This window comes from Pseudomonas sp. UBA6315, assembly GCF_002438125.1.
GTDB classification, from domain to species: Bacteria; Pseudomonadota; Gammaproteobacteria; order Pseudomonadales; family Pseudomonadaceae; genus Aquipseudomonas; species Aquipseudomonas faucium.
Genome location: NZ_DJTF01000026.1, coordinates 16,147 through 31,255 on the forward strand (window position 1 = coordinate 16,147; position 15,109 = coordinate 31,255).

Below are 15,109 nucleotides of genomic sequence, written 5' to 3' on the forward strand. Positions count from 1 at the left end.
TGTGTTCTGCGAAAAAGTTAGCGAAGCTTGAAATCGATCGGCACGCTGACCCAGCCGGCCTGGGCCACGTCGCCCTGCTTGGCGGGCACGAAGCTCCAGCGCTTGACCGCGGCCAGGGCGGCGGCGTCGAGGGCGTCGCGGCCGCTGCTTTTCTGGATCTGGATCTGCCCCGGCTTGCCGCTGGGCAACACCTCCACGCGCAGCAGCACGGTGCCTTCCCAGCCACGGCGCTGGGCCATCTGCGGGTATTCCGGCGCCGGGTTCTTCAGGTAGGCGGCGTTGGCCGAAGCTGGCGTGACCGGCGCAGGCGCCGGTGGCGCGGGCGGTGCCGGGGCCGCGACCGGTGCCGGGGGCGGCGCTTCGACCGGCTTGGGCTGTGGTTTGGGTGGCTGCTTGGCCACAGGCTTGGGCAGCGGTTTTGGCTTGGGTTTGGGCTTGGCGGCCAGCTCGTCGACCACCGGCGGTGGCGGCTCTACCACCGGCGGAGCCGGGGCAGGTGGCGGCGGCTCGACCACCGGCGGCGCTGGGGCGGCGAACTCGATGGTCATCGGTGGAACCTGCGGCGGCACCACCGGCAGCGCGGGCGTCGGCGCCTGGCTGACCCAGTAGGCGGCGGCGCCATGCAGGGCCAGCACCAGCAAGGCCAGCGCCAGCTTGTCGCGGCGCTTGAGGCCACTGACCGGGGTGCGTTGCAGGCGCAGCTGGCCCAATGGCTGGCGTAGCGTCCGTCCGAGCTCGACCAGGTCACCCGGGGCCGGGCGCCATGGCTGGTCGTAGGCCCTCACGGCCGTTTGGACATTACCCATTTGATCAAACTCCTGGGGGTTCTTGATTCAGGTGTGTGGCTGAATCATCGGGGCCAGGGGCTTATCTCTTAAAGTAATGTTTAAAATTAAAGCTAGATCATTTGCGCATATAGAATTTTGCCAGATGTTGCAAAGCCGCGCCGTTCGTGGGGTTGGAGCGAATGGCCAGAACAGCATGCATTCGAGGCATTTGAAATATTCGTGCAAGGCATGGGATTGCTGCGAGGGCTCTGCCCTCGATCGCCGGCAAGCCGGCTCCCACAGGGACCGGCGCTGCAGCTGTGGGAGCCGGCTTGCCGGCGATGGGCTGCAAGGCAGCCCCAACAAACGCCCAGGCAATAAAAAACCCGGGACCATGCCCGGGTTCTTCATTCACAGCTGGCTCAGATATCCGCCACCTTCTGCCACACCTTCGGCCGGAAGAACAGCGTCTCGCCACGCGCCAGCCCGGTCAGGCTGTCGTGGTCCTTGACCACCTCGGCCTCGATCAGCTCGCTCTGCCCTTCCACCTTCAAGGTCACCCGCGTGGTAGCCCCGAGCGGGCGAATATCACGCACCTCGGCAGCATGGTGGCCCTCGGTTTCATGACGCGACAGCGACACCTCGTGCGGGCGGAACAGCACGTGCTGCCCTTCGCTCAACGCCAGGCGGTTGGAGTCGCCGAGGAAGTGGTAGACGAAGTCGTTGGCCGGCTTCTCGTACACCTCGCCGGGCGAGCCGATCTGCTCGATCACGCCCTTGTTCATCACCACGATGCGGTCTGCCACTTCCATGGCCTCTTCCTGGTCGTGGGTAACGAACACCGAGGTCAGGTTGATGTCCTCGTGCAGGCGCGCCAGCCAGCGGCGCAGCTCCTTGCGCACCTTGGCATCGAGGGCGCCGAACGGCTCGTCGAGCAGCAGCACCTTGGGCTCCACCGCCAGGGCGCGGGCCAGGGCGATACGCTGGCGCTGGCCACCGGAAAGCTGCTCGGGGTAGCGGTCGGACAGCCAGTCCAGCTGCACCATGTTCAGCAGCTCATGCACCTTTTCGGCAATCTTGCTCTCGCTCGGGCGCTCGCCCTTGGGCTTCATGCGCAGGCCGAAGGCGACGTTGTCGAACACGCTCATGTGGCGGAACAGCGCGTAGTGCTGGAACACGAAACCGACGTTGCGATCGCGCACGTCATGGCCGGACACGTCCTCGCCATGGAACACGATGCTGCCGTCGTCCGGGGTTTCCAGGCCGGCGATGATGCGCAGCAGCGTGGTCTTGCCGCAGCCGGAGGGGCCGAGCAGGGCCACCAGCTCGCCGCTGTGGATATCCAGGTTGATGTTGTCCAGGGCCTGGAAGCTGTTGAAGCGCTTGCTGACGTTACGAACTTCGATCGACATGAATCATTCCTCCGCGGCGCTATGGCGCAGGCGGTTAATACGGTTCTCGCTCCACTGCTTGAGCAGCAGGATGAAGAGCGCCAGGATCAGCAGCAGGCTGGCCACGCTGAAGGCCGCGACATGGTTGTACTCGTTGTAGAGGATCTCCACGTGCAGCGGCAAGGTGTTGGTCACGCCGCGAATGTGGCCGGACACCACCGACACCGCGCCGAACTCGCCCATGGCCCGCGCGGTGCACAGCACCACGCCGTAGATCAGGCCCCACTTGATGTTGGGCAAGGTCACGTGCCAGAACATCTGCCAGCCGTTGGCGCCCAGCAGGCGCGCGGCCTCCTCCTCTTGCGTGCCTTGCTCCTGCATCAGCGGGATCAGCTCGCGGGCAACGAAGGGCACGGTGACGAAGATGGTCGCCAGCACGATGCCGGGCAAGGCGAACACGATCTGGATGTCATGGTCCTGCAACCAGGGCCCGAACAGGCCCTGGGCGCCGAACATCAGCACATAGACCAGGCCGGCGATCACCGGCGACACCGAGAACGGCAAGTCGATGAGGGTGACCAGCACGCTCTTGCCGCGGAAGGTGTACTTGCTCACGCACCAGGCGGCGCTGACGCCGAACACCAGGTTCAGTGGCACCGAAATCGCCACCGCCAGCAGGGTCAGGCGCAGGGCCGACAAGGCGTCGGGCTCGAAGATCGCCTCGAAGAAGGTGCCGAAGCCGTTCTTCAGCGCCTGCGACACCACGATCACCAGCGGCAGCAGCAAGAACAGCGCGAACACCAGCCAGCCAAGGCCGATCAGGATGCGCCGCGAAGTGGAACTGCCACGCCGCGCGGCATTGGCGGCGGCACTGGCGCTCAGGGATGAACTGGACATAGCCGGGCCTCCTTCAAGGGGTTTCGATGCGGCGCTGCAGCAGGTTGATCAGCAGCAGCAGGATGAAGGAAACCACCAGCATCAGCACGCCGATGGCGGTGGCGCCGGTGTAGTCGTACTGGTCCAGCTTGACCATGATCAGCAGCGGCAGGATCTCGGTCTTCATCGGCATGTTGCCGGCGATGAAGATCACCGAGCCATACTCGCCGACGCCGCGGGCGAAGGCCAGCGCAAAGCCGGTGAGCCAAGCCGGCAGCAGGGCCGGCGCCAGTACGTGGCGGAACACCTGCAGCGGCTTGGCGCCCAGGCAGGCCGCCGCCTCCTCGACTTCACGGGGGATGTCGGCAAGCACCGGCTGCACCGTGCGCACCACGAACGGCAAGGTGACGAAGGTCAGCGCCAGGGTGATGCCCAGCGGTGTGTAGGCAATCTTGAAGCCCAGGTCGGTGGCGAACTGGCCCACCCAGCCTGCCGGTGCGTACAGGGCCGTCAGGGCGATGCCCGCAACCGCCGTGGGCAGGGCGAACGGCAGGTCGATCATGGCGTCGATGACCTTGCGCCCGGGGAAGGTGTAGCGCACCAGCACCCAGGCCATCAGGGTGCCGATCACACCGTTGATGATGGCGGCGAACAGGGCGGTGCCGAAACTCAGCTTGAGCGCGGCGAGTACCCGCGGCGCACTGATGATGTTCCAGAACTGCTCCCAGGTGAGCTGCGAGGCATGAATGAACATGGCCGCCAGCGGTATCAGCACGATCAGGCTGAGGTACACCAAGGTGTAGCCCAGCGTCAGCCCGAAGCCGGGTATGACGGGGGAAATGCGACGTGACATAAATATCCCTGGTTGAACGCACGAAGCCCGGGACGAATCCCGGGCCGGTGCTAGCTACTGAATCCCGGGGCTGCCGTGCAGCCCATCGCCGGCAAGCCGGCTCCCACAGAAGGTCAGCGGTGAACCTTGTGGGAGCCGGCCTGCCGGCGATGGGCCGCCACGCGGCCCCGCTTTTCCATGGCCGGTTACTGTGCCTGATAAATCTGGTCGAACACACCGCCGTCATTGAAGAACTTGGGCTGTGCAGTCTTCCAGCCACCGAAGTCCTTGTCGATGGTGACCAGGTCCAGTTTCGGGAATTGCTTGCCGAATTCGGCAGCGACTTTCTCGTCACGTGGGCGGTAGAAGTTCTCGGCGGCAATCTTCTGGCCGGCCGGGCTGTAAAGGTACTTCAGGTACGCCTCGGCGATCTGCTCGTTGCCCTTTTTCTCGGCGTTCTTGTCGACCACGGCCACCGGCGGCTCGGCGAGGATCGACAGCGAAGGCACGACGATTTCGAACTTGTCGCTGCCGCCGTCTTCCTTCAGCGCCAGGAAGGCTTCGTTTTCCCACGCCAGCAGCACATCGCCCTGGCCGTTGTTGACGAAGGTGATGGTCGAGCCACGGGCGCCGGTGTCCAGCACCGGTACGTGCTTGAACAGCTCCTGCACGTAGGCCTTGGCCTTGTCTTCGCTGCCACCGGCCTTCAGGCCATAGGCCCAGGCGGCGAGGAAGTTCCAGCGGGCGCCGCCGGAGGTTTTCGGGTTGGGGGTGATGACCGAGACGTCTTTCTTGATCAGGTCGCCCCAGTCCTTGATGCCTTTCGGGTTGCCCTTGCGCACCAGGAACACGATGGTCGAGGTGTACGGGGTGCTGGCGTCCGGCAGACGCTTCTGCCAGTCCTCGGGCAGGGTCTTGCCGAGCTTGGCGATTTCGTCGATGTCGCCGGCCAGGGCCAGGGTCACCACGTCGGCGCGCAGGCCGTCGATCACCGCACGGCCCTGCTTGCCCGAGCCACCGTGGGACTGCTGGATCTTCACCTTGTCGTCCGGGTGAGCCTGTTGCCAGTGCTTGATGAATTCAGCGTTGTACTGCTGGTACAGCTCACGGGTCGGGTCGTAGGACACGTTCAGCAGTTCGTAGTCCTTGGCGATTGCGGAACCGGCAAAAACGGCACTGGCCAGGGCGGCGAGCGCATAACGGCGGATGGACATGGTGAAGCTCCCGATTGGCATTTTTCTAGTTGTGAAGGTGGGGCGGTATCAGCCGGGCTTGTTGCCGGGCTGCTGCAGGCGGAACTTCTCCTTGCGCTCGATCTGCACGACCTGGGCGTTGTGCACGGTGATTTCCACCGCACCGAAACGCAGGTCGCGCAGGGCGCTCTGGATTTCACGCAGAATGGTGGCTTCGTCCTGACCGTCGATGCTTCGCAGCGATGCGCTCATGCTCGTTCTCCTGTTGAACAAGGGTGCCGGGCAGAGGTTTGAAGGGGGTTTGCGCCTGGCTTGAGGGCAATAGTAGTGAGGCGCGGATATTCTTAAAAATACTGTTTAAGAATGTTTATATAACTTTTTTTGTTTAGCCGAAAAGGCCCCATCGCCGGCAAGCCGGCTCCCACAGATAGAACACTGATCTTGATGCTTGTGCTGTACCTGCGGGAGCCGGCTTGCCGGCGATGGGGCCCTGTCAGCCACCTGTCAATCGGCCTTGTTCGGCTCGCGAATCTTGTACCAGGCCACATACAGCGCCGGCAGGAACAACAGCGTCAGCAGCGTTGCACTGATGATGCCGCCGATCATGGCGTAGGCCATCGGCCCCCAGAACACCTCGCGGGCAATCGGGATCATGCCCAGGCTCGCCGCCGCCGCCGTCAGCAGGATCGGCCGACGGCGGTGGTTGGTGGCTTCGACCACCGCGTCCCAGGGCGAATAGCCCTGGGCCTCGAACTCGTCGATCTGGGTCACCAGGATCACCGAGTTGCGGATGATGATGCCCGCCAGGGCCAGAATCCCGAGGATCGCCACGAAGCCCATCGGCGTGCCCGTCGGCACCAGCGCCAGCACCACGCCGATCAACCCCAGCGGCGCCACGCTGACCACCAGGAACAGCTTCTGCGTGCTGTGCAGCTGGATCATCAGGAAGGTCGCCATGAGGAACAGCATCAGCGGGATGACCTTGCGGATCGGGCCCTGGGCCTTGGCGCTCTCCTCCACGGTACCGCCGGTCTGCACCTCGTAGCCGACCGGCAGCTTGCTGGCGAAGTCATCGATCTTCGGTTTCAGCAGCGCCACCAGGTCGGTGGGCTGGATGTCGCCATTGACCGACGCCTTGATGGTGATGGTCGGCTTGCGATCGCGGCGCCACACCAATGGCTGCTCGAGCTCGTAGCGCACGGTGGCGAAGGCCAGCAGCGGTATCGAGGTGCCGCTCGGGGTGACGATCTGCAGGTTCTGCAGGGTATCGGGCGAGCCCCGCTCGCTGTCCACGGCCCGGGCGACCACATCGATCAGGTAGATGTTGTCGTTGACCTCGGTCACCGGCGCGCCGCTGACGATGCTGTTCATCACGTTGGCCACGTCCTCGGACGACAGGCCCAGCTGGCGCGCCTTGTCCTGGGCGATCTCGATGCGCAGCACTTTGCCTGGCTCGTTCCAGTCGTAGATCATCTCGCCGATGTGCTCGTCGCTGTTGAGCAGCGTGGCCAGGTCGATGGCGTGCTTGCGCACCTGGTCGATGTCCTTGCCACTGACCCGGTACTGGATCGGCCGCCCTACCGGCGGGCCCATTTCCAGCGACTGGACGTTGGTGCCGATGCCGACGAACTCTTCGTGCAGCAGCTTCTGCAGGCGCGCCATCATGCCCGCGCGTTCCTCGAAGCCCTTGCTGACGATCACCAGCTGGGCGTAGTAGGGGTTCTGCAGCTGCTGGTCCAGGGGCAGGTAGAAGCGGATCGCGCCCTGGCCGATGTAGGTGCTCCAGCGCACCAGGTCCGGGTCGTCCTTGATGCGCGCCTCGAGGCGGTCGACCACCTTGCGCGTTTCCTCGATCGAGGCGTTCTGCGGCAGGTTGAGGTCGACGAGGATTTCCGGGCGGTCCGAAGACGGGAAGAACTGGTTCTGCACGAAGCGCATGCACACCAGCGAGAGCACGAACAGCACGATAGTGCCGATGATGGTCAGCCAGCGGTTGCGCATGCACCACAGCAGCCCGCCCTCGAACGCCCGCCCTACCCGGCCCGGCTCGGCCTCATGGGCCTTGAGCTTGTCGGCCTTGAGGATATGCACGCCCAGCACCGGGGCGAAGAACACCGCAACCACCCACGACACGATCAGCGCCACGGCGATCACCGCGAACAGGGTGTAGGTGTACTCACCGGCCGAGCTGGCGTTGAGGCCGATCGGCACGAAGCCGGCCACCGTCACCAGGGTGCCGGTAAGCATGGGGAAGGCCGTGGAGGTGTAGGCGAAGGTTGCCGCCTGCTCCTTGCTCTCGCCCATTTCCAGGCGTGTGACCATCACCTCCACGGTGATCATCGCATCGTCCACCAACAGGCCCAGGGCGATGATCAGCGCCCCCAGGGAAATCCGCTGCATGGTGATGCCGCTGTACTCCATGAACACGAAGACCATGGCCAGCACCAGCGGGATCGAGCAGGCCACCACCAGCCCGGCGCGCACGCCGAGGCTGACGAAGCTCACCGCCAGCACGATGACCACCGCCTCGAACAGGGCGCTGGTGAAGCCGCCAACCGCCTCCTTGACCACCACCGCCTGGTCAGAGACGGTGTGCACGCCAATGCCCACCGGCAGGTCGTTGACCACGCTGTCCATCTTCTTCTTCAGCGCCGCGCCGAACACCTGGATGTTGCCGCCGGCCTTCATGCCGATGGCCAGGCCAATGGCGGTCTGGCCGTTGTAGCGGAACATCGGCGAAGGCGGGTCGACGTAGCCGCGCTCGATATCGGCGATATCGCTCAAGCGGAAGAAGCGGTCGTTGATGCGCAGGTTGACCGTCTGCAGGTCTTTTTCCGAGGCGAACTGCCCGGTGGTGCGCACCGAGATGCGCTCGGGGCCGGCCTCGATCACCCCGGCCGGGGTCACCGCGTTCTGCTGTTGCAGGGCCTGCATGACCTGGCGCTGGTCGATGCCCAGGGCCGCCAGTTTGCGCGTGGAGAACTTCAGGTAGAGCACTTCGTCCTGGGTGCCGACCAGCTCGATCTTGCCGATGTTGGGCACCTCGCGCACTTCGGCGCGGGCCTGCTCCACGTAGTCGCGCAGTTGCCGCAGGGTCATGCCGTCGGCGGTGAAGGCGTAGATCGAGCCATACACGTCGCCAAACTCGTCGTTGAACGCCGGGCCCTGGATGCCTTGCGGGAACTGGCCGCGGATGTCCTGGATCTTCTTGCGCACCTGGTACCAGATTTCCGGGATGTCGGCGGCCTTGGTGGTGTCGCGCAGGTAGACGTAGACCGTCGATTCGCCGGGGCGGGTGTAGCTCTTGGTGTAGTCGAGCGAATCGAGCTCCTCGAGCTTTTTCTCGATGCGGTCGGTGACCTGGTACAGGGTTTCGTCCTGGGTCGCGCCCGGCCAGCGGGTCTGGATGACCATGGTCTTGATGGTGAACGAGGGGTCTTCCTCGCGCCCCAGGTTGAAGTAGGAAAAAATGCCCATCAGCAGGCCGACGAACATCAGGTACCAGACGAACGACTGATGGCGCAGCGCCCATTCGGAGAGGTTGAAGCTTCCTTTCATTGTGCATCCTCGTCGAATGTGACCTTCTGGCCAGGCTTGAGGCTGTTGACGCCAGCGGTGACCACACGCTCGCCGGGTTGGACGCCGGACGCCAGCACGATGCTGTCGGCCGTGCGCTCGATCAGGGCCACGTCACGGGTGGCGACCGTTTTCTGCTGCGGGTCAATCACCCACACCTGGGTCTTGCCGTCGTGCTCGAGCAGCGCGCTCAGCGGCAGCTCGCTGCGCGGGGAAATCGCCGAGGTCAGGGTGACGCTGATGGCGGTGCCCAGGTGGAAGGCGTCAGGGGTGTTGGCCAGGGTCAGGCGGGCGCGCCGGGTGCGGGTGGCGGCGTCGGCCTGGGGCTCCAGCTCACGCAGGGTGGCGGTGGTGTTGATGCTGCTGTCGAGCTGCGAGGCGACGGTGAAGGTGAGGTTCTTGGTCAAGGCTTCGGCAATGCCGATCGGCAGGTCGATCACCGCTTCCTTGACGTCTGGCCGGGCCAGGGTGACCACCGCCTGGCCGGCCGTGACGGTCTGCCCGGCTTCGGCCTGCCAGGCGGTGATGACTGCCGCATGGTCGCTGCGCAAGGTGCTGTAGTCGAGCTGGTCGCGGGCCTGGCTGACTGCCGAGCGGGCCTGCTCCAGGCTGGCGCCAGTGGTTTTCAGGTCGGTCTGGGCGATGTCCAGCTGGGCCTGGGCGCCGACGCCGCGGTCATACAGCTGCTGTTGCCGGCGGGCATTGGCCTGGGCGTTGATCCACTGCGCCTGGATCTTGGCCAGGTCGCCTTCGGCCGCGCGCAACTGGTTCTGTTGGTCGGTGGGGTCGAGGGTGGCGAGGATGTCGCCGGGCTTGACCGAGGCGCCCACGTCGAGCCAGCGCCGGGCGATGCGCCCCGATACGCGAAAGCCCAGGGTGCTTTCGAAGCGCGCCTGGATGGTCCCGGCGAAGCGCCCCAACTGCGCCTGGGCCTGGGCCTCGACCAGGGTCGAAAGCACCGGCCGCACCGCCTCGGGTGGCGCCTCTTGCTTGCCACAGGCCGTCAGCAGCAAGCCGGTGGCGAGTACACACATCATCCGCTTCATGGTGCAGCCCCCCCGTCCTTGGCATCGACCTTTTCAACTTCCATGCCCGGATGAAGCAGCTGGCCGCCGCTGACCACCACGGTTTCACCACCCTTGATGCCTTGGGCGATGACCACCTTGCCGGTGAGGTAGCGGGTGACCTGGACCTTGCGCAATTCGACCTTGTCGCCCTCGCCCACCACCCACACGGCCGGCTCGTGCACGGCCTTGGTCAGGGCCGCCCAGGGCAGCTCGATGCTCGGCCGCCCCTGGGTATTGGCCGTGGCGGTCACCGGCGAGCCCAGCTGCATGCCCGCTGGCACGTTGCGCAGGCCCACCTTGACCTGCACCGTGCCACTTTGCGCCGAAACCGTCGGGGTGATTTCGCGCACGAACCCCTGGGCCTGGACCTTGGGGTCGTCCAGCAGGCTGACGATGACCCCGGCTTCGCTGGGTGGCGCCACCAGCAGCGACTCGTAGACGTTGAACACCGCATCCCGGTCGCCATCGCGGGCCAGGCTGAAGATCGGCATGGTCGCCTGCACCACCTGGCCGACCTCGGCCTGGCGCTCGGTGATGACGCCATCGGCTTCGGACATCAGGGCGGTGTAGCTCAATTGCTCGTTGGCGTTGGCCAGTTGCGCCTGGGCCGCCTTGAGCGCGCTCTGGTTGCTGCGCAGCGCGGCCTCGGCGGAGTCGTATTCGCTCTGGCTGGTGTAGCCCTTGGGCAGCAGCTTTTGCTGGCGCACGAACGCCGCGCTGGTCTGCGTCACCCGCGCCTGGGCGGCGAACACCTCGGCCTTGGCCGAGTCGACGTTGTTCTGCAGGTCCTTGGGGTCGAGCCGCGCCAGCACCTGGTTGGCCTTGACGTGATCGCCCACATCGACGCTGCGCGAAATGATCTTGCCGCCCACGCGGAAGGAGAGGTCGGTCTGTACCCGCGCCTGGACATCGCCGGTGAGGGTCACCCTGGCTGCAAAATCGGTGGGTTGAACCTGCAGCACCCCGACCCGAGGCTTGGGCTCCGGGGGTTGTTCCTTGCTACAGCCTGTTAGCAGGTACAGCAGGCCCAGGCCTGCCAGTAACAGTGGACGCGTCACCCTCATGCAGGCTCCTAGCTTGCGCACAAATGATTTGTGAGATGCGACTGTCAGCGTAGTTCAGGGTTCGATAAACGGCACTGATGGGGATCAGTTGGGTGTTGGAGGGGATGTGGCGCTCGATTTCACGAACGACCGGAACGCTGCAGATACACAAAGGGCCGCAATGCGGCCCTTTGTGATCGATCAGACCGATGCCGCAGCAGGCATCGGGCGCTTGACCTGCGGCGACGACACGTTGGCCGCAGCGCCTTCCTCAATGGCTTGCTGGATCGCCTTGCGACGACGTTCCTCGGCCCGGCGGCTGAAGTACCAGACGAAGAAGGTCACCAGCGACACCGACAGCAGGATCAGGCTGGCCACCGCGTTGATCTCCGGCTTCACGCCAAGGCGCACCGCAGAGAACACTTCCATCGGCAGGGTGGTCGAACCCGGCCCGGACACGAAGCTGGCCAGAACCAGGTCATCCAGCGACAGGGCGAACGACATCATGCCGCCCGCCGCCAGCGACGGCGCGATCATCGGGATGGTGATCAGGAAGAACACCTTCCACGGCTTGGCACCCAGGTCCATCGCCGCTTCCTCGATCGACAAGTCCAGCTCGCGCAGGCGCGCCGACACCACCACCGCCACATAGGCGGCGCAGAACGTGGTGTGGGCGATCCAGATGGTGACGATGCCACGCTCCTGCGGCCAGCCGATCATCTGCGCCATGGCCACGAACAGCAGCAACAGCGACAGGCCGGTGATCACCTCGGGCATTACCAGCGGCGCGGTGACCAGGCCACCGAACAGCGTGCGGCCCTTGAAGCGGGTGACCCGGGTCAGCACGAAGGCCGCCAGGGTACCCAGCGCCACTGCCGCCACCGCCGTGTAGCAGGCGATTTCCAGCGAGCGCATCACCGAACCCATCAGCTGGGTGTTGTCGAGCAGGCCGACGTACCACTTCACCGACCAGCCGCCCCACACCGTCACCAGCTTCGAGGCGTTGAACGAGTAGATCACCAGGATCAGCATCGGCAGGTAGATGAACAGCAAGCCGAGCACCAGCATCAGCTTGGAGAAACCGAAGCGCTTCATGCTCTGCCCTCCATTTCTTTGGCCTGGCTGCGGTTGAACAGCAGGATCGGCACGATCAGGATCGCCAGCATCACCACTGCCAGGGCGGATGCCACCGGCCAGTCACGGTTGTTGAAGAACTCTTGCCAGAGCACCTTGCCGATCATCAGGGTTTCCGGGCCGCCGAGCAGTTCAGGAATCACGAACTCGCCCACCACCGGGATGAACACCAGCATGCAGCCAGCGATGATGCCGTTCTTCGACAGCGGCACGGTGATCTTCCAGAAGCTGTTGAAGGTGCTCGAACCCAGGTCCGATGCAGCTTCGAGCAGGCTCGGGTCGTGCTTCACCAGGTTGGCGAACAGCGGCAGGATCATGAACGGCAGGTACGAATAGACCACGCCGATGTACACCGCCAGGTTGGTGTTGAGGATCTGCAGCGGCTGGTCGATCAGGCCGATCCACATCAAAAAGGCGTTGAGCAGGCCGTTGTTGCTGAGGATCCCCATCCAGGCGTAGACGCGGATCAGGATCGCGGTCCAGGTCGGCATCATGATCAGCAGCAGCAGGACCGTCTGGGTTTCCTTCTTGGCGTTGGCGATGGCGTAGGCCATCGGGTAGCCGATCAGCAGGCAGAGGATGGTGCTGAAGAACGCCATCTTCAACGAGCCGAGGTAGGCCGAGATGTACAGCTCATCCTCGGTCAGCAGCCCGTAGTTGGCCAGGTTCAGCACCAGCTGGACCTTGCTTTCGACGTAGGTGTAGATCTCGGTGTAAGGCGGGATCGCCACGTCGGCTTCGGCGAAGCTGATCTTCAGGACGATGAAGAACGGCAGCATGAAAAACAGGAACAGCCAGATGAACGGCACGCCGATCACCACATGCCGCCCCTCCGGGGTAAGGCGCTGGAAGGCTCGCTTGAGCTTGCGAAGTTTCATGACCGCAGTACCACGCCGCTGTCGTCTTCCCACCACACGTACACTTCATCGCCCCAGGTCGGCCGGGTGCCCTGGCGCTCGGCGTTGGCGACGAACGACTGCACCACCTTGCCGCTCGGCAGCTCGACGTAGAACACCGAGTGGCCGCCCAGGTAGGCGATGTCGTGGACCTTGCCGCGCGACCAGTTGTGCTCGAAGTCCGGCTGCGTGGTGGTGACCAGCAGCTTTTCCGGGCGCAGGGCGTAGGTGATGTGCTTGTCTTCCACCGAGGTGGTGATGCCGTGGCCGACGTAGATCTTGCGCTCCAGTTCCGGGCTGGCAATGATCGCGTGGCCTTCGGCGTCGTCGACCACTTCACCCTCGAACAGGTTGACGTTGCCGATGAACTCGCACACCAGGCGGCTGGTGGGGGTCTCGTAGATGTCCACTGGCGAGCCGATCTGGGCGATCCAGCCCAGGTGCATGATGGCGATGCGCTGGGCCATGGTCATGGCCTCTTCCTGGTCGTGGGTCACCATCACGCAGGTCACGCCCACGCGCTCGATGATTTCCACCAGTTCCAGCTGCATCTGCGAACGCAGCTTCTTGTCCAGGGCACCCATCGGCTCGTCGAGCAGCAGCAGTTTCGGGCGCTTGGCCAGCGAACGGGCCAGGGCCACACGCTGGCGCTGGCCACCGGAGAGCTGGTGCGGCTTGCGCTTGGCGTACTGGGTCATGTGCACCAGCTTGAGCATCTCGGCCACGCGGGCGTCGATCTCGGACTTGGCCATGCGGTCCTGCTGCAGGCCGAAGGCGATGTTCTGCGCCACGGTCATGTGCGGGAACAGTGCGTAGGACTGGAACATCATGTTGATCGGCCGCTCGTAGGGCGGCATGTCGGTGATGTCGACGCCATCGAGGAAAATCCGCCCTTCAGTCGGGCGCTCGAAGCCAGCGAGCATACGCAGCAAGGTCGATTTGCCAGAACCGGAGCCACCCAGCAGGGCGAAGATCTCGCCTTTGCGGATTTCCAGGGACACATCGTCCACGGCTACCGTTTCGTCGAATTTTTTTGTGACCCGGTCGATCTTGACCAGCACCTGCTTGGGTTGCTGGCCACCCTCGAGGGCTTTCTTATAGGCACCGGAGGCAACTGCCATGAGTGAAACTCCCAACAAGATTTTGTTGCCCGCCGCTGCGTCAGTGGCGGGCCTGGATTGTTACTTGCCCGACTTGACCTTGGTCCAGCTACGGGTCATCAAACGTTGCACCTTGGGTGGCAACTCACTGTTGACGAACATCTTGTCCAGCACTTCCTGCGGTGGGTATACCGCGGCGTCAGTCCTCACGGCCTGGTCCATCAGGTCGCCAGCCTTGGGGTTCGGGTTGGCGTAACCGACGTAATCACTGACCTGGGCGATAACCTCAGGTTTCAGCAAATAGTTGATGAAGGCGTGGGCCTCTTTGACGTTCTTGGCATCCTTGGGGATCGCCAGCACATCGAACCAGAGGTTGCCGCCTTCCTTGGGAATCGCGTAGGCCAGGTTCACACCCTTCTTCGCCTCTTCGGCGCGGGCCTTGGCCTGGAACACATCGCCGGAGAAACCTGCCGCGACGCAGATGTCGCCGTTGGCCAGGTCGGTGATGTACTTGGACGAGTGGAAGTAGGTCACATACGGGCGTACCGCCAGCAGCTTCTTCTCGGCCTTTTCATAGTCCTTGGGGTCGGTGCTGTTGGGGTTCAGGCCCATGTAGTTGAGCACCGCCGGGAGCATTTCGTCAGCCGAGTCGAGGAAGGCCACACCGCACTTGGAGAGCTTCTTCATGTTCTCGGGCTCGAACAGCACGGCCCAGGAGTCGATGGTGTCCACGCCCAGCGCGGCCTTGACCTTGTCGACGTTGTAACCGATGCCGTTGGTGCCCCACAGGTAAGGCACGGCGTACTGGTTGCCGGGGTCGTTCTTTTCCAGGCGCTTCATCAGCGACGGGTCGAGGTTGGAATAATTGGGCAGCAGGTTCTTGTCGAGCTTCTGGAAGGCGCCCGCCTTGATCTGCTTGCCGAGGAAATGGTTGGACGGCACCACCACGTCATAGCCGGTGTTGCCGGCCAGCAGTTTGCCTTCCAGGGTTTCGTTGGAGTCGAAAACGTCTTGCACAGGCTTGATGCCGGTGGCTTTTTCGAAGTCCGCGAGTGTGTTCGGGCCGATGTAGTCCGACCAGTTGTAGAAATGCACCGTAGGCGCCGCTTGGACGCTGCATGCCAGCGTCAGGCCCGCACCGGCCATCAAGGCCTTGCGCAATACAGAAATAGACAAGTGGGTGGTCCTCACAATCAGTGCCTTGGTAACGGCGCAGTGCTGCTGCGCAGGCAAA

Annotated in this window: 13 protein-coding genes; all 13 read right to left on the bottom strand. The window is 64.1% G+C overall.

Features of this window, described 5'->3' with window-relative positions:
- Positions 1-17: 17 nt before the first annotated feature.
- On the bottom strand, positions 18-806 hold the full coding sequence (locus B3E94_RS02460; RefSeq protein WP_176517806.1) for an energy transducer TonB: 789 nt from the start codon (positions 804-806) through the stop codon (positions 18-20).
- A gap of 383 nt (positions 807-1,189) precedes the next feature.
- A complete protein-coding gene (locus B3E94_RS02465; RefSeq protein WP_176517807.1) occupies positions 1,190-2,179 on the bottom strand; it encodes a sulfate/molybdate ABC transporter ATP-binding protein in 990 nt (329 codons plus the stop codon).
- A 3-nt stretch (positions 2,180-2,182) separates the two neighbouring features.
- Positions 2,183-3,055, bottom strand: coding sequence for a sulfate ABC transporter permease subunit CysW (gene cysW, locus B3E94_RS02470; protein ID WP_176517808.1), 873 nt, complete (start codon positions 3,053-3,055; stop codon positions 2,183-2,185).
- 13 nt (positions 3,056-3,068) lie between these two features.
- On the bottom strand, positions 3,069-3,887 hold the full coding sequence (gene cysT / locus B3E94_RS02475; RefSeq protein WP_286912194.1) for a sulfate ABC transporter permease subunit CysT: 819 nt from the start codon (positions 3,885-3,887) through the stop codon (positions 3,069-3,071).
- Positions 3,888-4,072: 185 nt separating this feature from the next.
- Complete coding sequence (locus B3E94_RS02480; protein WP_176517810.1) at positions 4,073-5,080, bottom strand: sulfate ABC transporter substrate-binding protein; 1,008 nt, start codon at positions 5,078-5,080, stop codon at positions 4,073-4,075.
- A 48-nt stretch (positions 5,081-5,128) separates the two neighbouring features.
- Positions 5,129-5,311 carry a sulfur starvation response protein OscA gene (oscA, locus tag B3E94_RS02485; RefSeq protein WP_003248957.1) on the bottom strand — a complete coding sequence of 61 codons (183 nt, stop codon included), beginning with the start codon at positions 5,309-5,311 and terminating at the stop codon, positions 5,129-5,131.
- A 252-nt stretch (positions 5,312-5,563) separates the two neighbouring features.
- Complete coding sequence (locus tag B3E94_RS02490) at positions 5,564-8,617, bottom strand: efflux RND transporter permease subunit (RefSeq protein ID WP_286912195.1); 3,054 nt, start codon at positions 8,615-8,617, stop codon at positions 5,564-5,566.
- Complete coding sequence (locus tag B3E94_RS02495; protein WP_176511652.1) at positions 8,614-9,681, bottom strand: efflux RND transporter periplasmic adaptor subunit; 1,068 nt, start codon at positions 9,679-9,681, stop codon at positions 8,614-8,616. The genes B3E94_RS02490 and B3E94_RS02495 overlap by 4 nt, the downstream gene beginning before the upstream one ends.
- Positions 9,678-10,766, bottom strand: a complete 1,089-nt coding sequence (locus tag B3E94_RS02500; protein ID WP_176511651.1) for an efflux RND transporter periplasmic adaptor subunit — start codon at positions 10,764-10,766, stop codon at positions 9,678-9,680. Before B3E94_RS02500 ends, B3E94_RS02495 begins: the two co-directional genes overlap by 4 nt.
- Positions 10,767-10,946: 180 nt before the next feature.
- Complete coding sequence (locus B3E94_RS02505) at positions 10,947-11,840, bottom strand: ABC transporter permease subunit (RefSeq protein ID WP_176511650.1); 894 nt, start codon at positions 11,838-11,840, stop codon at positions 10,947-10,949.
- Positions 11,837-12,757: an ABC transporter permease subunit gene (locus B3E94_RS02510; protein ID WP_176511649.1), complete on the bottom strand. Its 921-nt coding sequence runs from the start codon at positions 12,755-12,757 to the stop codon at positions 11,837-11,839. Before B3E94_RS02510 ends, B3E94_RS02505 begins: the two co-directional genes overlap by 4 nt.
- Positions 12,754-13,896, bottom strand: a complete 1,143-nt coding sequence (gene potA / locus B3E94_RS02515) for a polyamine ABC transporter ATP-binding protein (protein ID WP_176511648.1) — start codon at positions 13,894-13,896, stop codon at positions 12,754-12,756. The genes B3E94_RS02510 and potA overlap by 4 nt, the downstream gene beginning before the upstream one ends.
- A 60-nt stretch (positions 13,897-13,956) precedes the next feature.
- On the bottom strand, positions 13,957-15,051 hold the full coding sequence (locus tag B3E94_RS02520; protein WP_176511647.1) for a polyamine ABC transporter substrate-binding protein: 1,095 nt from the start codon (positions 15,049-15,051) through the stop codon (positions 13,957-13,959).
- Positions 15,052-15,109 lie beyond the last annotated feature (58 nt).